We start from the raw sequence: 19,882 nt of genomic DNA on the forward strand, positions 1-19,882 counted from the left end.
AATTTGGCAAGGTTTTGGGATATTCCCAACAAATTAAGCTGAAAAGATTTGCCTAGTTGAAAATTGTAAAAAATTTGAAATAATTAGAACGAGAGGAGAGAACACGATGCGGGTAGGTGTGATCGGCGGCAGAAAAATCGAATCGCTTGATATTCATGAGATCATTCCATATATCCCTGCGCAGTGTTCTGAGATCGTGTCCGGGGGCGCGCAGGGGATCGACCAGCTTGCGCGGAAGATTGCTGAAGAGCTTTCTGTACCGCTGACGGAGTTTTTTCCGGATTATGAAAAATATGGGCGTGCAGCGCCGATTCGCCGAAACCAGCAGATCGTGGACTACTCGGACCTTATCATCGCCGTATGGGATGGGGAATCCAAGGGAACGAGGGATACCTTGATACGGGCTCTTAAAGCGGGAAAAGCAATCAAACCGGTGATCGTAGGCCGGAAATCGTTTTCCGGGCAATCGTTTTAAGGCTGTCAGCCAGTTTAACAAAAACGGAAGCGTTTTTTGATACCCGGCAGGTCATGATAAAAAAGACAGCTTGCCGCATGATTTTATTGGAATCCATTTAAAAATTATTTTGATATGACAAAATTTTCTAGGATTGATAAGGGAGGATTTTGACAGATGATCCGAAAATTTGCACATTATTATAAACCGCACTGGAAGCTGTTTACCATGGATATGATCTGTGCGTTCATTGTAGCGGCTTGTAACCTGTTTTACCCGATGATCGCAAAGAATATTATCAACGATTATGCGCCGAATAAATTGATTCAGCAGTTGGTGTTCTGGTCGGTGGTATTGATCCTGATCTACCTGTTAAAGGCGGGATTGAGTTATTTTATCCAGTATTACGGTCATGTCGTTGGGGTGCGGATGCAGGCAGATATGCGGCGCGACATTTTTAAAAAGCTGCAAAAACTGCCGTTTTCCTATTTTGATAAAAACAAAACAGGAACGGTTATGTCCCGGATCATGAACGACTTGATGGACATTTCTGAATTGGCGCATCATGGCCCGGAGGATTTGTTTCTATCTACGATTTTGCTCATTGGCGCATTCGTTATCCTGTGCACGATTAGTATCCCGCTGACGTTGATTATCTATGCGGTACTCCCGTTTGGGATATTATTCGCAATGAAGATGCGGGGAAAGATGAATGTCGCATTCAAGAAAAGCCGGGAAGAGATCGCGGAAGTAAATGCCAGTCTGGAGAACTCGATCGCGGGCATCCGTGTGTCCCGTGCTTATACCAGCAGCGAGCACGAACAGAAAAAATTTAATTTTTTTAACCATTGTTTTGAACTGGCGCGTTCCGCAGCTTATAAAATGATGGGTTATTTCTACTCTGGAATGGGGCTTTTTACAGACCTGCTGTATGCGATCGTGCTGATCGCAGGCGGGGTGTTCCTGCTGTATGACGCTATAGACGCAGGGGAGTTTACCATGTATATCCTCTATATCAGCATGTTTTTGGACCCGATCAAACGGCTGGTAAACTTTGTCGAGCAGTATCAGAACGGGATGACTGGGTTTGAACGGTTCCAGGAGATCATGAATGAGGAAGAAGAACCCGAAGACCCGCGCGCGGTAGACGCCGGTGTGCTGGAAGGGGACATTTGTTTTCAGCACGTCAGCTTTTCTTATGAAAATGAGGACGGGGAAAAGACGCGTCAGGAGCTTGTGATCAACGACCTATCTTTGGAGATCGAGCAGGGTACCACGGTTGCGTTGGTAGGACCATCCGGCGGAGGAAAAACCACCCTCTGCCACTTGATTCCCCGGTTTTATGATATTACCTCTGGGAAAATCACGATCGACGGGAAAGACATCACTCTGATGACCCGGGAATCCCTGCGCAAAAACATTGGGATGGTGGCGCAGGATGTGTTCCTGTTCACCGGGACGATCCGGGATAATATCGCATATGGGAATCTGGAGGCGACCGAGGAAGAGATCATCGAAGCGGCCAAACGGGCGAATATCCATGAATTTATCATGGCGATGGAAGATGGATACGATACCTATATTGGAGAACGCGGAGTGCGGCTGTCAGGCGGGCAGAAGCAGCGTGTTTCGATTGCGCGTGCGTTTTTGAAAAATCCGCCGATCCTGATTTTGGATGAAGCGACCTCTGCGCTGGACAACGCGACCGAGCTTCATATCCAGCGGTCGTTGGAGGAGCTTTCTGTGGGGCGTACCGCGGTGGTAGTGGCGCACCGGCTGTCCACTATTAAAAATGCGGATAAGATCGTGGTGCTGACCAACGAAGGCATTGCAGAACAGGGAACACATCAGGAGCTGTTAGAGAAAAACGGTATCTATGCGGAGCTGTACCGGTATCAGTTTGCCGGGCAGGAGGAAAACGTCAAAGGAACATGTTAAGATTATTTTAGTGAGGTGTTTATCAAGATGAAGGTTTTGTTAGTAAACGGAAGTTCCAAAAACAATGGCTGCACAAGTGTTGCATTATCTGAAGTTGCACGTGCTTTGAGGGAAGAAGGAATTGAAACAGAAACTGTTTTCTTGGGGAATCAGCCTTTTCCGGATTGTACTGGTTGTCGAAAATGCAGGGAAATAGGGGAGTGCATATTCCACGATATAGCGAATGACCTTGCTGAGAAAGCAAAGAACTGTGATGGCTTCGTATTTGGGTCTCCGGTTTATTATGCCCATCCAAGCGCACGGCTGCTGGCAGTTATGGACAGGGCTTTTTATTCTGGGTCTAAAAACTTTGCTTTTAAACCGGCTGCAGCTGTACTCAGCGCACGCCGCGCGGGCACAACGGCCTCTTTTGATGTGATTAATAAGCATTTTACAATTTCATCGATGCCAGTTGTTGCCTCTACTTATTGGAACCATGTGTATGGCAGGAAAGCAGAAGATGTACAGCAAGACAAAGAGGGTTTGATGACGATGTATAATATAGGAAAAAATATGGCTTGGATGATAAAGTGTTTTGCATTGGGAAAAGAAAATGGTATTTTACATCCGGACAACGAAAAGATCCTAACAGATTTTATTCGATAATTATGGCAGAAAAACATTCTCCCAATGCGTAGGAAAGCAGAATGGCAGAGATAGAGCGGGAATTTTCTAATCTTTGTATGATTGAATTGACGATAGAGCACATCAACGGGAAAGAGGCCATTGAGCTGGTGAAAAGAAAATAACATAAAAAAAGCGCCGAACTAAAAATTAGTTCGGCGCTTTTTTTATGTCCATTGGTTAGATCACACGGATACGAATAATTCCGTCTTCCGCAGTTAAAATATCAGTAACGCTGTCGGAAACAGTACCGCTGACATCCATCATGGTATAAGCCATTTCCTGCTTGGAGGAATTCACCATGTTTTCAATGTTGATTTGATTGTCAGACAAAACAGTGGTGATTTTAGAAATAATAGAAGGAACGTTTTTGTGGATCACACAAAGACGGGTATACTTGCTCTTTGGCATAGAAGCTGTCGGCATATTGACAGAATTTTTGATGTTTCCGTTTTCCAGATAGTCGATCAGTTCCAGCGCAGCCATTCTTGCACAGTTGTCTTCTGATTCGGGAGTAGAAGCCCCCAAGTGCGGGAACGCAACCACGCCTGGGTGGCCGATCTGTTCATCGGTAACGAAATCAGTCACATAGCAGGATACTTTCTTTTCATCTAATGCTTCTAAAATATCAGCGGAGTCGACCAGTTCACCGCGTGCGAAGTTTAACAGCCTGACGCCATTTTTCATCATAGCGATAGATTCTGAATTGATCATGCCCTTTGTTTCTTTGTTGCACGGTACATGTACGGTGATGTAATCGCAGTTTTCATAGATCTCTTTTAAGCTGGTCGCATGTTGGATCTTGTGAGAGAGGCCCCACGCCGCGTCTACGCTCAAATAAGGGTCATATCCATATACTTTCATGCCTAAGGCAGAAGCAGCGTTACAAACCAGTACACCGATCGCTCCAAGGCCAATTACGCCAAGGGCTTTGCCGGAGATTTCCGGGCCGACAAATTTCCCCTTGCCCTTTTCGACCAGCTTAGATACCTGATCGCCTTCACCCTTCAGGGTTTTGATCCATTCCATGGACGGAGCCACTTTTCTGGAGGAGATCAAAAGGCCGAGCAGGACCAGTTCTTTTACCGCATTGGCATTCGCGCCCGGAGTATTGAATACTACAACACCGTTTGCCGCACATTCATCGCAGGGAATGTTGTTTACCCCAGCGCCGGCTCTTGCGATCGCTTTTACGCTTTTTGGCAGTTCCATGTCGTGCATAGAAGCGGAACGAACCATAATTGCATCTGGTTCTTCCATTTCTTCCGCCCAGCTATAAAGGTCGCGGTCAAAATTTTCCAATCCAGCCGGCGAGATTTTATTTAACAATTTGATCTGATACATCAAACTCAACTCCGTTTCTTAAAATTCATACCCCGCCGGAAAAGGCAGGGCATGGAATATATTTATTGGTTTTCCGCTTCAAATTTTTTCATAAATTCGATCAGCTTTTCAACACCTTCGATCGGCATTGCGTTGTAGATAGAAGCACGCATACCGCCGACTGTGCGGTGGCCTTTCAGGTTTACAAAACCAGCTTCCACAGATTCTTTGATAAACTTTTTGTCCAAGTCTTCATCACCGGTAACAAACGGTACGTTCATCAACGAGCGGGAATCCGGCTCTACCGTGCCTTTGAACAGTTTGGACTGATCCAAAAAGTCATACAGCAGTTTCGCTTTCTTCTGATTTAAGGCGTACATTTTGTCAATGCCGCCGATATCATTTTTGATCCATTCCAGTACCAGTTTGCAGATATAGATCGCATAGCAAGGAGGTGTGTTGTACATGGAATCATTTTTCGCATGGATCGCATAGTCGAACATGGTCGGAACTTTTTCATCCACGCCCTGGATCAAGTCTTCCCGAACGATCACGACGGTTAACCCAGCAGGTCCCATGTTTTTCTGTGCGCCTGCAAACAAAAGCCCGAATTTGGAAACGTCGACCGGTTCGGACAAAATGCAGGAACTGATGTCAGCTACCAACGGGATATCGCCGGTATCCGGCAGTTCGCTGTAATGGGTACCGTAGATGGTGTTGTTCATGCAGATGTAAAAATAATCTGCGTCCTTACTAAAGGTAGAAGAATCTAATTTTGGTATGTAACTAAAGGTTTTGTCAGCACTGGAGGCAACAACGTTGCATTCCCCGTATTTCTGCGCTTCGCTGTAAGCTTTTTTCGCCCACTGGCCGGTGATGACAAAATCAGCTTTGTGGTGCTTTTTCATCAGATTCATCGGGATCATAGCAAATTGAGATGAAGCGCCGCCCTGTAAAAATAATACTTTATAATTATCTGGAATATTCAAAATTTCTCTTAACAGGGATTCACAGCCGTTGATGATCTCTTCAAAGACTTTAGATCGGTGTGACATCTCCATTACGGACTGTCCGCTTCCGTTATAATCCAGCATTTCTGAAGCTGCTCTCTTCAACACTGCTTCGGGCAGCATCGAAGGACCGGCACTGAAGTTGTAAACTCTGCTCATGTATCTTCCTCCATTCAATTTGCTCACTCTTTGTCCTGTTATCTCTCTAAAGTGAGTATATACCCATTATATTTTCTTTTGCAGGTTTAGTCAATAGAAAATTCATGATTTTGTGAAATTTTAGACAGATTATTTGAATTTGCAGGCAAAAATTTTATTTGGAAAAAGATAGTGCAGCCTTTGCTTGTATAAACAAGTTTCTCCGTGTCAAAAATAGGAGTAAACGATGAGATCTGTCAGTGGTGGAACAGATAAAAAAAGAAAAGAGGTTGTCAATCTATGAAGAAGCTGGAATTTGCCCAAACCGCAGATACCAATAAAAAGAAAAAAAGAGTTTTTTATACCGCATTGGGAATTTGTATTGTCGCGATCGGGATCGCTTTGTACATCGGCATCAGCCAAACGGTACAGCAGATCCACGAGGACCGTACGATCGACCTGAACAACGCCTCCTCCAAGGCCGTGGTTCAAGAGGATGATTACCCGGAACTGGAAGATGTCGACAAAACGCAAAGCGATGTTGCAGTAGAATCAAAACCAGAACCAAAAGAGGAAAGCAAACCGGAATCTACGGTCAGTACAGCAGCGAAACCAATCAGCTTTGCAATGCCGCTGGAAGGGGAAACTGTCAATGCGTTCAGCAATGGGGAACTGGTCAAATCAGAAACCTTGAAGGAATGGCGCACCCATGACGGGGTGGACCTGAAAGCCGAAGCGAACAGCCCGGTCAAGGCAGTCTGTGACGGGACTGTAGAAGCAATTACCGAAGACCCGCTGTGGGGCATTACGGTAACGCTTTCCCACGACGGAGGCTATCAGAGCATTTACTGTGGATTAAAACCGAGCGTACCGGTGAAAAAAGGCGCTGAAGTAAAGGTGGGCGATATTGTTGGGTATGTTGGCAATACCGCAGAAATTGAGATCGCTGAGGACAGCCACCTGCATTTCGCAATGAAGAAAAATGATGAATGGATCGACCCGATGGGATTGATTAAGTAAAAAAAAGGACGGAATATCCGTCCTTTTTTCTTGGTTTCTTGAAAGAAATAGTTCGGTATGATATAGTAAAGATGAAAGATTATGGGTTTGTGTCTTTAAGGGGGCAGGACTATGAAAAAAAGAAAGTCTACGGTACTCTCTGTATTGATTGGGCTGCCAATCATTTTGCTTGCGCTTTATTATATCGTTCCAATATTTATTAGTATGGGATTTTATCAGGAAGGGGTTCGATACAAAAATATTGATGTATATGAAGGACTCTTCGATTGCTTTGCCGGGACTTATTACTGGGATCGCGAGGAGATGACGGTCACGATTCCGGATAAATATCATGGGAAGCCGATCACTGCGTTGGGCGGCTATTTCGGCCCGGGTGTACCGACCCTATTTTTTGTTTCGCCATCATTGCCGGAGGAAAAGGGCCTGACGCTTTTCATTGGGAAAAATATTTCGGAAATCAATGAAATAGAATGGGAAGACTTTGTCTGGGTGGAATGCTCGCCGGAAAACAAGACGTTTTATGCGGAGGATGGTGTTTTATATGCCCGCAAGGATGACAGTGTAGTTTTTGATCCGGATGATATAGAACATGATTAAGTCAGCGTTCTTGGATTGCGGCCTGTGTGACTAATACAAAACGCAGATATATTTAAGAAAACAAAAAGGCGGAGGATAACGTGTCATCCTCCGCCTTTTTGTTTTTAAAGCCCGGCCTTTTTGCCAATATCGTGCCGGAAATGCATGTTATCAAAATGGATCGTTTCCACCGCTTCATAAGCTTTTTTCAAGGCCTCGTCCAAGGTGTCGCCCACTTGGGTAATGCCCAGAACACGCCCGCCGGCAGTGAGGAACCGGCCGTTTTCATATTTTGTGCCGGCATGGTAAACGACCGCTTTCCCGCTTTCCCCGTTTTCATCCAGCCCGGAGATGGGCAGCCCCGTTTCATATTTTTGCGGGTAACCACCGGAGGCCGCGACCACACAGGCCGCCGCTTTTTTCTTGGAAAAAACGACAGGTACTTCGCTTAACCGTTTGTCGGCGACTGCTTCAAAAATATCCAAAAGGTCGCTTTCCAAAAGCGGCAGAACGACCTGTGTTTCCGGGTCGCCGAACCTGCAGTTGTATTCGATCACTTTTGGGCCGTTTGGTGTGAGCATCAGCCCAAAGAAGATGCAGCCTTGGAAGGGACGCCCTTCTTTGTTGAGCGCCTCCATGGTCGGAACAAAAATGGTATCCATGCAGATTTTTGCAACTTCTTCCGTATAGCATGGGTTCGGCGCAATGGTTCCCATCCCGCCGGTGTTCAGGCCCTGATCACCGTCTAAGGCGCGTTTGTGATCCATGGAAGAAACCATTGGCACGATCGTTTTAGAATCGCAGAACGTTAAAACAGACACCTCTGGACCAGTTAAAAATTCTTCGATCACGACATGGTTTCCGCTTTCGCCGAAAATCTTGTCCTCCATGATCGAGTGGACGGCGTCTGCCGCCTGCTCAAAGCTTTCTGCAATAATAACGCCTTTTCCCAGCGCTAATCCGTCGGCTTTGACCACGGTTGGATAGGTGTTTTGCTGTTTGATGTATTCGATCGCCTGCTTGGGGTCGTCGAACACTTCATACTTAGCGGTTGGAATGCCGTATTTTTTCATCAGTTCTTTGGAATAAACCTTGCTGCCCTCGATCACTGCGGCCGCCTGGTTCGGTCCAAAGGTGCGCACGCCGATTTGATTTAGCGCATCCACCATTCCGGCTACTAAAGGATCATCCGGGGCAACCACTGCAAAGTCGATTTGTTTTTCCCGGCAGAGGGCGCACATTCCCTCAATATCGCAGGCCTTGACATTGACGCACTCTGCGTCCCTGGAGATACCTCCGTTGCCCGGCGCGGCATAAATTTTGACAGCCTTTGGATTTTCTTTTAGCTTTTTGATGATGGCGTGCTCCCGTCCGCCGCCGCCGATCACTAAAATATTCATGGTGTAACCTCCTGAGATTAGTGGTGGAACAGACGGATCCCGGTAAAGGCCATGGTGATGCCGTATTTGTTGCAGGTGTCAATCACATGGTCGTCGCGGATAGAGCCGCCCGGCTGCGCAATAAATTCCACGCCGCTACGATGTGCCCGTTCAATATTGTCGCCGAATGGGAAGAACGCGTCAGAGCCAAGGGAAACGCCGCTCATCTGGCTAAGCCATTCTTTTTTCTCTTCCCGGGTCAGCGGTTCCGGCTGGCTAGTAAACATGAGCTGCCAGTTATCGTCGCCGATCACGTCTTCATAATCGTCCGAGATGTACACGTCAATGGTGTTGTCGCGGTCAGGGCGGCGGATGTCCGCCTTAAACAGCAGGGCAAGGACTTTCGGATGTTGACGCAGGAACCAGATGTCCGCTTTGTTCCCGGCCAAACGGGTGCAATGGATGCGGGACTGCTGTCCGGCACCGATGCCGATAGCCTGTCCGTCCTTTGCATAGCAGACAGAATTGGACTGGGTGTATTTTAGGGTGATCAAAGAAATGATCAGGTCGCGTTTTGCTTCTTCAGTCAGGTTTTTTGTTTCGGTGACCAAATTGCCCAGCAGCTCGCCGTCGATTTTCAATTCGTTTCTGCCCTGTTCAAAGGTGATGCCAAAGCAGTCCTTGTGCTCGATCGGAGCAGGCTGATAAGCTTCATCAATTTTCACGATATTGTAGGTGCCCTTGCGCTTGGATTTCAGGATCTCCAGCGCTTCGTCGGTGTATCCCGGCGCAATGATCCCGTCGGAAACTTCCCGCTGGATCAGCAGGGCGGTTTCCTTGTCGCAGATGTCGCTCAGCGCAATGAAATCCCCGTAAGAGGACATTCTGTCCGCACCGCGTGCCCGTGCGTAAGCGGTAGCGAGCGGGGAAAGGGTGAGGTCATCTACAAAGTAGATCTTTTTCAGGGTATCGGACATCGGCACAGCCACCGCCGCGCCGGCCGGGCTGACGTGCTTAAAGGAAGCCGCCGCCGGAAGACCGGTTGCCTGTTTTAATTCTTTGACAAGCTGCCAGCTGTTAAAGGCGTCTAAGAAATTGATGTATCCCGGTTTCCCGTTCAGCACCTCGATTGGCAGTTCCCCCTCCTGCATAAATATGCGGGAAGGCTTTTGGTTGGGATTACAGCCATATTTTAAAGAAAGCTCTGTTGCCATGAGTAACGCTCCTTTTCCGTTTTGCTTATTGGTTTTTGTTGATGATTCTGCTTTCTACCGCACCCGTTGTAAGGTCGATAAAGCGGGTAAACAAGGAAACCTTGTTTTCTTCATTTAAGCTATCCCAAATGAGGTTTGTGAACGCATCCAGATCATTGTCAGCAATCACAACGCCGGTCGGTTCGCCCTCATAGGATGGGATGGGGTTCCCATCGCAGACATAGGTGTGGATAAAGTGACCTTCTCCAGCGACCGGCTGCGCGTATTCATAGAAAAAGCGCTGGGCGGAATCCGGATTGCTGTTGTTGCTTTTCAGGATAGAAAGCTGATAGGAAAACCCGCCGTCCGATACGGTGACAAGGCCGGAAATCCTTGGGGTAAAGTTCGGCGCGTCCGGTTCAAAGGTGCGGGTGCGCAAAGCATCCGCAAAGGTTTTCCCGTCTGCCATAAAATCATAAACCGTGTCGGTCTGGTCGCCGTTAGTTACAATGGTGTGGTTGTCTAAAACTCGGACCGGGGAATAGATAATTAAAGATGGGTCGGATAATTTTGCCGGGTCAAACGCTTGTGTGCGCAGTCCGCGCCCCTCGTATACAAAGACGCGATTTCTGGAATTTTCACTCCGTCCCATGATAAAGTAAGCGATTGCGGCATGGTTTCCGTCGGGGGTAAGTCCTAAGATGATTCCGCGGCCCGGATAGGTATTGGAGGAGAGCTCCGGCTGGATCTCAACAAATTTCATAAAGTCAAATCCTTTCTAGTCCGTAATAGATACTTTCTGGTCGGTTACTTTTATTTTCCCTTCGCAGAACAGGGAAACCGCTTTCGGCAGGATTTCCCATTCCGCTTCTTCCATCACTCTGCGCTGCAGGGTTTCGGGGGTGTCGTTGTCCTTTACCGCCACTGCCTTTTGCAGGATGATCGGCCCGCCGTCACAGACAGCCGTTACAAAGTGAACCGTCGCGCCGGTCAGCTTGACCCCTTTTTGCAGTGCGGCCTCGTGGACGTGAAGCCCGTAAAACCCTTTTCCGCAGAAGCTGGGGATTAGGGCAGGGTGGACGTTCATCATTTTATTGGGATAGGCGTTGCATACGCTTTCATCCAAAATCGTCATAAATCCGGCATATACCACCAGATCTGCCTCTTGCTCCTGCAAAGTGTGCAGGACCGCTTGGCTGTACGAAGCAACGTCCGGATATTCCTTGCGGTTTAATACCACCGTGGCGATACCGTGCTGTTTCGCGCGTTCCAGCGCGTAGGCGGACGGATTGGAGGAGATCACGCAGCTGATTTTGCCATTTTTTATAATTCCGGCTTCCTGCGCGTCGATCAGCGCCTGAAGATTGGTCCCGCCGCCCGATACTAAGACAACGATCTTTAGCATATTTCGACCCCGTTTTCTCCGTTTACCAACTCCCCGATCACATAAGCGTCTTCACCGGAGGCTTTCAGGCTGGCAAGCGCCTGGTCAGCGAATTCCGGGGATACGGATACGATCATACCGACGCCCATGTTGAAGGTATTAAACATGTCGCGTTCCGGGATATTGCCGGTTTTCATGATATGCTCGAAGATCGGCAGAACACGGACAGCGCTGCGGTCGATCTTCGCAGAGAGGTGTTTCGGGATAGACCGCGGGATATTTTCATAAAATCCGCCGCCGGTGATGTGGGAAATCGCGTGGACCTCTACGTCTTCCAGCAGTTTCAGGATCGGTTTTACATAAATTTTAGTCGGGGTGAGCAGAGTGTCGCCTAAGGAAGCGCCCAGTTCCGGCACTACAGTTTTCAGGTCGGCGTGCTCTACGTCAAACACTTTACGCACCAGGCTGAACCCGTTGGAGTGTACCCCACTGGAGGGAAGCGCGATCAGAACGTCGCCGGCTTTTTGATATTCCGGATGAAGAACTTTTTCCTTGTCCACTACGCCAACAGAGAACCCAGCCAGATCGTATTCATCAACCGGGTAGAAACCGGGCATTTCCGCGGTTTCTCCGCCGATCAGCGCCGCGCCTGCCTGCACACAGCCCTCTGCCACACCGGAAACGATGTCAGCTACTTTTTCCGGGATGTTTTTGCCCAGTGCGATGTAATCGAGGAAAAACAAAGGCTTCGCCCCGCAGCAAATAATATCGTTGACGCACATCGCAACACAATCGATCCCAACAGTGTTGTGCTTATCCATCAAAAAGGCAAGCTTTAATTTGGTGCCTACGCCGTCTGTGCCGGAAACCAGTACTGGCTTTTGGATCCCGGTCAGATCCAGTTCAAACAGGCCGCCGAAGCCGCCAAGCCCGGATAAAGCGCCCTTGGTCATGGTTTTTGCAACGTGCATTTTCATCAGTTCTACTGCTTTGTAACCGGCGGTAACATCAACGCCGGCTTCTTTATAGCTTTCGCTGAAGCTTTTCATATCGTCATCCTTTCTGATCTATTAAGATCTTAACCACTATTCTTTTCCGTTCCAGCAATAAGTGCAGACATCTTCCGGATCAATGCCGATCGAATCGAGCATTCCCTGCAAGGATTGGTAGCGCAGGGAGGTAAAATTCAGCTTTTCACAGATTTTTTCGATCATCTGGTGGTATTTTGGGCAGGAAAAATCGCTGTACTGCTGTACCGTTTCTTCCGAAACATCTTCCGTGCCTTCCAGCTCCGCGATGGTACGACGGGTGATCAGATCCATTTCAGAGGTGGAACGGGAGAAATTCAAATACTTGCAGCCATACATGATCGGTGGACATGCGGAACGGATATGTACCTCTTTTGCACCGCTTTCATATAAAAATTCAACCGTTTCCCGCATTTGGGTTCCCCGGACGATAGAATCGTCGATAAACAAAAGCTTTTTGTCCCGAATCAGGGAATCGACTGGGATCAGCTTCATATGCGCGATTTGATTGCGCATAGACTGCTTCGGCGGCATAAAGCTTCTGGGCCAGGTAGGAGTATATTTGATAAACGGCCGCGCGAACGGGATCCCAGACTGGTTGGCATAGCCGATCGCATGGGCGACCCCGGAATCAGGTACGCCGGCGACGGAATCGATATTGACTTCAATATCGTCTTTGGCAAGGATCTCCCCGCAGCGATAGCGCATCTGCTCTACATCTACGCCCTCATAGCAGGAGGTCGGATAGCCGTAATAAGTCCAAAGGAACGCGCATACCTTTTTCTTTTTGTGGGGCGGCATTTTGATCGTTACACCATCCGGGGTGATGAATACGATCTCACCGGCACCCAGTTCCCGTTCCGGACGATAGCCGAGGTTTAAAAAGGCAAAGGACTCAAAGGAGGCGCAGAAAGCGCCTTCTTTCTGCCCAAGGATCATCGGGGTGCGTCCCATACGGTCACGCGCCGCATAAAGCCCGTCCTGTGTCAGCAACAGCAGGGTCATGGAGCCATCGATCATATCCTGCGCATAGCGGATCCCTTCTTCCAGGGTATCCTTCTGGTTGATCAGGGAAGCGACCAGCTCTGTCGCATTGATGCGTTCTCCGCTCATCTCCAGAAAATGGGACATCCCATTTTTGAAAGCCTGCTCCAGCAATTCTTTTTCATTGTTGATCCTGCCCACTGTGGTAATAGCATAGCTGCCCAAATGGGAACGGACGATCAAAGGCTGGGGTTCATTGTCACTGATACAGCCGATCCCCATACAGCCGTTCATCTCTAAGATATCCCGCTCAAATTTTGTACGGAACGGGGAATTTTCAATATTGTGGATCGCGCGTTCAAAGCCTTTGCCGGTATACATTGCCATGCCGCCGCGCCGGGTCCCCAGATGGGAGTGGTAGTCTGTTCCAAAAAAGACGTCCATAACACAGTCCGTTTTAGAAACAGCCCCAAAAATTCCACCCATGATAACACATCCTTCTTCTTACTCTTTTGTGCTTCGAAAACAGGAAGAGGGCAGCAGGGATTTGCTGCCCAGATCTTCCGAAAAGGTTTATTATTCGCCCATTAAGCGTTTCATAACTTCTTTGTAAGCGTCCTCTTCGCCGCCCATATCTCGTCTGAAACGGTCTTTGTCCAGTTTTTCGTGGGTCACAGTATCCCAGAAGCGGCAGGTATCCGGAGAAATTTCATCAGCCAGAACGATAGTGCCGTCGCTGAGTTTTCCAAATTCCAGTTTGAAGTCGATCAGCTGGATATTTACTTCTTTTAAGTAAGCAGAGAGGACTTCGTTTACCTTCAGCGCATATTTAGCGATCAGGTCTAACTCTTCCTTGGTGCACCATTCCATAGCAAGGATATGGTATTCATTTACCATTGGGTCGCCAAGCGCGTCGTCCTTATAGCAGTATTCCAGCACGGTCTTTTTCATTGGGGTGCCTTCCGGCAGGCCGATGCGTTTGGAAAGAGAGCCAGCCGCAATGTTTCTGACGATTACTTCCAGCGGAACAATCGTCACTTTCTTTACAATGGTTTCGCGGTCAGAGATCTCTTCTACCAGATGGGTCGGAACGCCTTCCTTTTCCAGCATTTTCATCAGGTGGTTGGTGACGCGGTTGTTGATGATCCCCTTGTCGTGGATGGTGCCTTTTTTCGCGCCGTTTCCAGCGGTGGCATCATCCTTGTAATCCACGATCAATAATTCCGGATCTTCTGTGGTCCATACTTTTTTTGCCTTTCCTTCATACAACTGGGTTACTTTGTTCATTGTCATTTCCTCCTTGTTTTCCCTCTATCCTTTTACAGTTCCTGCTGTAATTTCTGGTCCTTTGCCACGACCTCTGCGGTCATGTTTTCTTTCATTTGGGCAAGCTGCTGCGCCAGTTCTTCATCGGCGATCGCCAGCATCTGCGCCGCTAAGATCGCCGCGTTGTCTGCGCCGTCGATCGCAACGGTAGCTACCGGGATACCCTTTGGCATCTGGACCGTGGAAAGAAGAGCATCCAATCCGTCCAGTGTAGAAGCTTTGATCGGAATACCAATGACCGGCAAGGTGGTGTGCGCCGCCAAAACTCCTGCCAGATGCGCCGCTTTTCCAGCCGCTGCAATGATCACGCCAAACCCGTTTTCCCGTGCATGGGAAGAAAACTCACATGCCTGCGCCGGGGTACGGTGGGCGGACATGATGTGTGTTTCGACTGGGATCCCAAAACTCTTTAAGGTATTGATCGTATTTTTTAAAACCGGCAGATCGCTGTCACTGCCCATGATAACAGCAACTTTTTTCTTGTCTGACATTCTCAAGATTCCTCACTTTTCCTCATAATCGGGGAAGCCCCCATCTGTTTTGTCTAAAACAATAAAAGAAAGCTGCGAAAAAAATCGCAGCTTTTCTATTACTGTACACTGATCCCCGCATAGACTTCCTGTGAAAAAGGCGCACTCAGAGTATGACAAGGCACGGTCATGTTATTATGACACATTGATATGCACCAAGTCATTGCATGCTCCTCCTTCATGGACTCAAGCGGATGTTACCCTTTAAGTTTACCTTATTTTTAGGAAGAATGCAATATCCGAAACTTTGAATTTTCCTGTCGTTTTAGCGGGAATAAATGGTGATTATATACAAGCCCTCCGGTAGCTATTTTCCGGAGGCTTCCATATCGCTGAACAATTCTTTGGCCGAGGTAGCCAAACCAGCAAACCCCTGCATATTACTTGGGATAATGATCTTGGTGGCTTTCCCGTCAGCGGCTTTGGCAAAGGCTTCTAAGCTTTTGAGAGCCAGGACCTGGTCGTTTGGATTGGCCTGGTTTAACAGGGTGATACTGTCTGCTAAAGCCTTCTGTACCATTTCGATCGCCTGGGATTCCCCCTGCGCCTCGCGGATCTTCTGTTCCTTGACCGCTTCTGCTTTTAAAATGGTGGCCTGCTTTTCTGCTTCTGCGCGCAGGATCTGGCTTTCCTTTTGCGCCTGGGCTTCTAAAATACGGCTTTCTTTCTGCCCTTCCGCAACTAAGACGGAGCTTTTCTTTTCCCCTTCTGCACGCAGGATCGCTTCACGGCGTTCCCGTTCTGCTTTCATCTGTTTTTCCATAGCGTCCTGAATTTCAGCAGGCGGGATGATGTTTTTTAGCTCTACCCGGTTGACTTTGATCCCCCAGCGATCGGTGGATTCATCTAAGATCGCCGTGATTTTGCTGTTGATAAAGTCGCGGGAGGTCAGCGTATGGTCTAATTCCAGATCCCCGATGATGTTGCGAAGGGTAGTCGCGGTCAGGTTTTCGATAGCGGACATCGGCCGTTCTACACCATAGGTAAACAACTTTGCGTCGATCACTTGATAGAAAACTACCGTGTCAATTTGCATAGTGACGTTGTCCTTAGTGATAACCGGCTGTGGCTTAAAATCTACTACAAATTCTTTTAAGGAAACCTTTTTCGCAATCCGGTCGATGAATGGGATCAGGAAATGGATTCCGGTAGACCAGGTCGTGTGATAGGTCCCCAAGCGTTCAATCACAAATACCTGCGCTTGCGGAACGATCTTGATCCGGGTGATCAGGAAGATAAGAATTAACAATAAAATGATTAACACAATGGTAAATTCAGACAATAGTGGAATAAATGAAGACATAATATGCTCCTCCTTTTATGATTTTGACGGTGGGATTGCTTCCATCAGTCTTTCAACGTATGCGGTCACGCCCTCCAAACGGACTACCTTCACGGCGGCTCCCTCTTCGATCAAAGAGGAATCTGTACTGCGGGCATTCCAGCTTAAGCCGTCTATTTTTGCTCTTCCGCGGTTTTGCAGATTGTCGATCGTTTCTGTTACGATCCCTGCTTTTCCAATCAGCGCGTCGGCATTGGTCGGCTGCGGTTTTGTGCTGATTTTGCGTACTAACGGCCGCGTGCAGATCAAAAGCAGCACCGAAAGTACCAAAAACAAGATTAGCTGTACTGAAAGCGGCGCATGGAATACTGCGGCAATAAAGGCCGCCGCACTTCCTACAGAAAACCAGATCGAGATAAGCTGCACTGTCATGGATTCAATGACAACTGTTGCAATGAACAAAATACCCCAAAAAATGAGTTCGTACATGGAACACCTCCTAAATATCGTTCCCTTGTTTTCCTCATTGTAACACGAAACGGTAACGGTTTCAACGAATATTTTGCGGTGAACAGGATTTTCCTTTGGCAGGAAAACCTGCTTGAAACCGATTTTTCAAAATTTTCACAGGTTCGTCATTGTTTTGTCACGGCCAAGGGAGAAAAGCAGATTTACTTTTACCGCGGGATTTGCTATAATAAAAATACAGAGGAATTGACATGAAAATGATCATGATAAAGGAGATCCGTTACAATGATTTGTAAAGTTTGTGGGGCAGAATATGAAGGGGCCGTTTGTCCAAAGTGCCAGACCCCCGCAGCCGTTGACTATACAAAATTCGATTATTTTCCAAATCGCAGCCAGCTTCGGCAAATGCAGTTTCCACAGGGCGCTCAGCCTTTTGTACAGGATGTGGCAGAACCAATGACGGGCAATACATATTCGCAGCCTCCCGCGCCGGAAACGCAGGGATATGCTCAAGATGTCCCCGCGCCTTATCGGGAACAGCCTGAGCAACAGACCGGCCCGTATGCTCAGTGGAACCCAGAAGACCGCCGTCCCTACGGGATATGCCCGAAGTGCGGGAACGTCCTGCGCGGGGATTATTGCGGCCAATGCGGGTATTTTGTTGGAAGAAGCCAGCAGGCAGGCTGGCAGGGCGCCGGGCAGTGGAACGCTTCTCAGCCACAGGGCTGGGTGGGCGCGCCTCAACAGCCGCCGCAGCCAAAGACGAAAACATGGGTGATTGTGCTGGTGATCCTTTTGGCGATTTTGATCCCGGTTGGTTTGCTTGTGGGGTATTTTGTTTTCCTGTTTGGGCTGACAAACACTATTATCGATGCTGCCGATTCCTATGGATCGGGAAGTGATTCTGCTTATTATGAGCAATACGATCAGTATGAAAGCTTTGATGACTTTTTGAACCGTTATTCTCAGGAAGACGGCTCACAGCAGGATATCCCAGAGGATGAAGGAGAGTCTCTTTATCCAAACGGGGTCTCCAATGCGGAGTTTGCTCAGCTGAAAGAAGGGATGGACTACGCAGAGATCAGTGCGATCATTGGGGGCGACGGCCAAGTCGTGGCGCAGGAGGGCGCCAGTTTTACCGCTGTTTGGATCGGGGAGTATCGCCCCTCTGCGATCATCTCTATTGATTTTGAGGAGGGAATTGCGACTTCCATTGAACAGGAAGGCTTATTTTAACAGGGAGATCAAAACGAACAGCCTGCCAGTCCGGCGGGCTGCTTGAATGAGGAGGCTTACCATGGAGCATTTTTTGACAGCAGACATCCTTTTGCCGAAACGGGGGACTGATTTGACCCGTTTCAGTGTAGTGGCTTGCGACCAGTACACGTCTGAACCCAAATATTGGGAAAGGGTGAGGAATAAAACAGAGCGGGAGGTTTCTGCCTACCACCTGATCTTTCCAGAGGCGGAATTAAAGACAGCCGACTTTACAAAAAAGATCGAGCAGATCAACCGGACCATGGAGGAATATCTGGATGGAGGGGTGTTTGCCTCCTATCCGGACAGCATGTTTTATGTAGAGCGCACCCTGCGAAACGGCGCGGTTCGCCGTGGGCTGATCGGCAGAGTTGATTTAGAGGAGTATGATTATCAGAAAGGCTCTCAAAGCCTGATCCGCGCTACAGAGGGAACTGTGCTGGAACGGATCCCGCCAAGGGTAAAGATCCGGGAACACGCTCCGCTGGAGCTGCCTCATGTGATGCTGCTGGTAGACGATCCGGCGAAGAGCGTGATAGAACCTCTGCAACCTCAGGCAGAGCAGTGGGAGCAGGTCTATGATTTTTCCTTAATGGAGGATAGCGGGCGCCTGAAAGGCTGGAGGCTTCCGGAACAGGCTGTGAAACAGGTTGCCGTAGCTTTGGCAGCACTTGCTGACCCAAAAGCGTTTTCCGGCCGTTATCAGGTAGAGGACTGTCCGCCTCTCCTTTTTGCAGTAGGGGACGGCAACCATTCGCTGGCGACAGCCAAGGCCTGCTATGAAGCGCTGAAAGAAACCTTAGGGGGAGAAGCAGCCCGCTGCCATCCTGCGCGCTATGCTTTGGTGGAGCTGGTAAATCTCCACGACACTTCTCTGGAATTTGAGGCGATCCATCGGGTCGTGTTTGGGATAGATCCGGACCATCTGCTGCAGGAGATGAAAAAAGCCCTGTCTGTTACCGAAGAAGCAATACCTGACGGGCAGAGCCTTGTCATGGTGTGTGGCGAGCGGAAAGAATGCTTGAATGTGCCCGACCCAGACAGCAATTTGGCAGTTGGAACACTGCAAAACTTTTTGGATCAATATACCAAAACCTTTGGCGGTGAAACGGATTATATCCATGGAGAAGCCGTAGTGGAATCCCTGTGCAGGGAACACCAAGATGCCGTTGGGTTCCTGTTGCCTTGCATGGAAAAGTCGGAGCTGTTCCGCACCGTTATTTTGGACGGGGCGCTTCCAAGAAAGACCTTTTCCATGGGAGAGGCTTGTGACAAGCGCTTTTATTTGGAAGCCAGAAAAATCAGATAGAATGAAAAAAGCAGACAGGAAAGTTCTTCCCTGTCTGCTTTTTTGCTGAACCGAAATTTTGGCGGCGTACTGGAGAACAGTGAAAAGGAGGATCGGGCCTGACCCGTTAGGATAGGCCCGATCCTCCTTATTTCCCGAAATACTGTTCGGAAACTTCTTTTCCAAACCAAACGGCAGTTTCTTCTTTTGCGTTTTCAAAGCTGTCGCTGGCATGGATCAAATTGTAGCAGCTTCTGTTTTCGCTGGCACAACGATCAAAGGAATCATCTCCCAAATCACCACGGATCGTGCCATGGTCAGCTTTAGAAGGGTCGGTCGCCCCAACGATCCGGCGAATGTCTGCCACAAGGCTTTCCTTGCCACTTTTTAAAATCATGGGGATAGTATCCTGTCCGTTAAAATAGTCCATTAAGCGGGAACGGAACACATCGCCGTATTTTTCGATCACATGTGCGTAATGAACGTCGATTAGCTGCTCATCTACTTTTTTAAACCCAAGGCGTTCTATCTCGATGCCTTCTTTTTTAAAATACTGCATGATTTGTTCCACCAAATGGCGTTTTAAAGCATCTGGTTTTAACATAATAAAGCTGTAATACATTGTTTTGTCCCTCTTTCTT

At 48.3% G+C, this 19,882-nt stretch carries 20 protein-coding genes; 7 read left to right on the forward strand and 13 right to left on the reverse strand.

What is annotated here, in order from left to right; all coding sequences use genetic code 11:
- The first annotated feature begins 106 nt into the window (after positions 1-106).
- From CIB36_RS11615 to CIB36_RS11625, 3 genes are all read left to right on the forward strand, one after another.
- The gene (locus CIB36_RS11615) at positions 107-475 is read left to right on the forward strand and encodes a DUF2493 domain-containing protein (protein ID WP_093989697.1); all 369 of its coding nucleotides are present in this window, start codon (positions 107-109) and stop codon (positions 473-475) included.
- 156 nt (positions 476-631) lie between these two features.
- On the forward strand, positions 632-2,392 hold the full coding sequence (locus tag CIB36_RS11620; protein ID WP_093989698.1) for an ABC transporter ATP-binding protein: 1,761 nt from the start codon (positions 632-634) through the stop codon (positions 2,390-2,392).
- A 27-nt stretch (positions 2,393-2,419) separates the two neighbouring features.
- Positions 2,420-3,037 (forward strand): flavodoxin family protein, encoded by a 618-nt coding sequence (locus tag CIB36_RS11625; RefSeq protein ID WP_093989699.1) that lies wholly within the window; start codon positions 2,420-2,422, stop codon positions 3,035-3,037.
- A 198-nt stretch (positions 3,038-3,235) separates the two neighbouring features.
- Here the strand turns inward: CIB36_RS11625 and CIB36_RS11630 are convergent, their stop codons facing one another.
- Positions 3,236-4,399, reverse strand: a complete 1,164-nt coding sequence (locus CIB36_RS11630; RefSeq protein WP_093989700.1) for a phosphoglycerate dehydrogenase — start codon at positions 4,397-4,399, stop codon at positions 3,236-3,238.
- 62 nt (positions 4,400-4,461) lie between these two features.
- Positions 4,462-5,547: a 3-phosphoserine/phosphohydroxythreonine transaminase gene (serC, locus tag CIB36_RS11635; protein ID WP_093989701.1), complete on the reverse strand. Its 1,086-nt coding sequence runs from the start codon at positions 5,545-5,547 to the stop codon at positions 4,462-4,464.
- Between the two features lie 279 nt (positions 5,548-5,826).
- Here serC and CIB36_RS11640 point away from each other — a divergent pair, with 279 nt between their 5' ends.
- Positions 5,827-6,546 (forward strand): M23 family metallopeptidase, encoded by a 720-nt coding sequence (locus tag CIB36_RS11640; RefSeq protein WP_093989702.1) that lies wholly within the window; start codon positions 5,827-5,829, stop codon positions 6,544-6,546.
- Between the two features lie 111 nt (positions 6,547-6,657).
- Positions 6,658-7,143 (forward strand): hypothetical protein, encoded by a 486-nt coding sequence (locus tag CIB36_RS11645; protein WP_093989703.1) that lies wholly within the window; start codon positions 6,658-6,660, stop codon positions 7,141-7,143.
- 104 nt (positions 7,144-7,247) lie between these two features.
- On the opposite strand, the gene purD is transcribed toward CIB36_RS11645, so the two are convergent.
- The 10 genes from purD to CIB36_RS11695 all read right to left on the reverse strand — a co-directional run bounded on the left by purD (position 7,248) and on the right by CIB36_RS11695 (position 16,717).
- Positions 7,248-8,522 (reverse strand): phosphoribosylamine--glycine ligase, encoded by a 1,275-nt coding sequence (gene purD / locus CIB36_RS11650; protein ID WP_093989704.1) that lies wholly within the window; start codon positions 8,520-8,522, stop codon positions 7,248-7,250.
- Between the two features lie 17 nt (positions 8,523-8,539).
- A complete protein-coding gene (locus CIB36_RS11655) occupies positions 8,540-9,715 on the reverse strand; it encodes a phosphoribosylaminoimidazolecarboxamide formyltransferase (protein WP_093989705.1) in 1,176 nt (391 codons plus the stop codon).
- Between the two features lie 25 nt (positions 9,716-9,740).
- A complete protein-coding gene (locus CIB36_RS11660) occupies positions 9,741-10,457 on the reverse strand; it encodes an IMP cyclohydrolase (RefSeq protein WP_093989706.1) in 717 nt (238 codons plus the stop codon).
- Positions 10,458-10,472: 15 nt separating this feature from the next.
- Positions 10,473-11,099, reverse strand: a complete 627-nt coding sequence (gene purN / locus CIB36_RS11665; protein WP_093989707.1) for a phosphoribosylglycinamide formyltransferase — start codon at positions 11,097-11,099, stop codon at positions 10,473-10,475.
- A complete protein-coding gene (purM, locus tag CIB36_RS11670; protein ID WP_093989708.1) occupies positions 11,093-12,127 on the reverse strand; it encodes a phosphoribosylformylglycinamidine cyclo-ligase in 1,035 nt (344 codons plus the stop codon). Before purM ends, purN begins: the two co-directional genes overlap by 7 nt.
- 36 nt (positions 12,128-12,163) lie before the next feature.
- A complete protein-coding gene (locus tag CIB36_RS11675) occupies positions 12,164-13,576 on the reverse strand; it encodes an amidophosphoribosyltransferase (RefSeq protein ID WP_093989709.1) in 1,413 nt (470 codons plus the stop codon).
- Between the two features lie 90 nt (positions 13,577-13,666).
- Positions 13,667-14,377, reverse strand: a complete 711-nt coding sequence (gene purC, locus CIB36_RS11680; protein ID WP_093989710.1) for a phosphoribosylaminoimidazolesuccinocarboxamide synthase — start codon at positions 14,375-14,377, stop codon at positions 13,667-13,669.
- Positions 14,378-14,409: 32 nt separating this feature from the next.
- Positions 14,410-14,907, reverse strand: a complete 498-nt coding sequence (purE, locus tag CIB36_RS11685) for a 5-(carboxyamino)imidazole ribonucleotide mutase (protein ID WP_093989711.1) — start codon at positions 14,905-14,907, stop codon at positions 14,410-14,412.
- Positions 14,908-15,253: 346 nt separating this feature from the next.
- Positions 15,254-16,249, reverse strand: a complete 996-nt coding sequence (locus CIB36_RS11690) for an SPFH domain-containing protein (RefSeq protein WP_093989712.1) — start codon at positions 16,247-16,249, stop codon at positions 15,254-15,256.
- A gap of 15 nt (positions 16,250-16,264) precedes the next feature.
- The gene (locus CIB36_RS11695) at positions 16,265-16,717 is read right to left on the reverse strand and encodes an NfeD family protein (RefSeq protein ID WP_093989713.1); all 453 of its coding nucleotides are present in this window, start codon (positions 16,715-16,717) and stop codon (positions 16,265-16,267) included.
- A 264-nt stretch (positions 16,718-16,981) separates the two neighbouring features.
- Between CIB36_RS11695 and CIB36_RS11700 the strand changes: the two genes are divergently transcribed.
- Together CIB36_RS11700 and CIB36_RS11705 are read left to right on the forward strand one after the other, a co-directional pair.
- Positions 16,982-17,932 carry a hypothetical protein gene (locus CIB36_RS11700; RefSeq protein ID WP_093989714.1) on the forward strand — a complete coding sequence of 317 codons (951 nt, stop codon included), beginning with the start codon at positions 16,982-16,984 and terminating at the stop codon, positions 17,930-17,932.
- 61 nt (positions 17,933-17,993) lie between these two features.
- Positions 17,994-19,262, forward strand: coding sequence for a DUF1015 domain-containing protein (locus CIB36_RS11705; RefSeq protein ID WP_093989715.1), 1,269 nt, complete (start codon positions 17,994-17,996; stop codon positions 19,260-19,262).
- Positions 19,263-19,389: 127 nt separating this feature from the next.
- On the opposite strand, the gene CIB36_RS11710 is transcribed toward CIB36_RS11705, so the two are convergent.
- Positions 19,390-19,863: a nucleoside-diphosphate kinase gene (locus CIB36_RS11710; protein ID WP_093989716.1), complete on the reverse strand. Its 474-nt coding sequence runs from the start codon at positions 19,861-19,863 to the stop codon at positions 19,390-19,392.
- Between the last annotated feature and the right edge of the window lie 19 nt (positions 19,864-19,882).

The sequence above is a fragment of the Massiliimalia timonensis genome (genome assembly GCF_900186585.1).
Lineage (GTDB): Bacteria > Bacillota > Clostridia > Oscillospirales > Ruminococcaceae > Massiliimalia > Massiliimalia timonensis.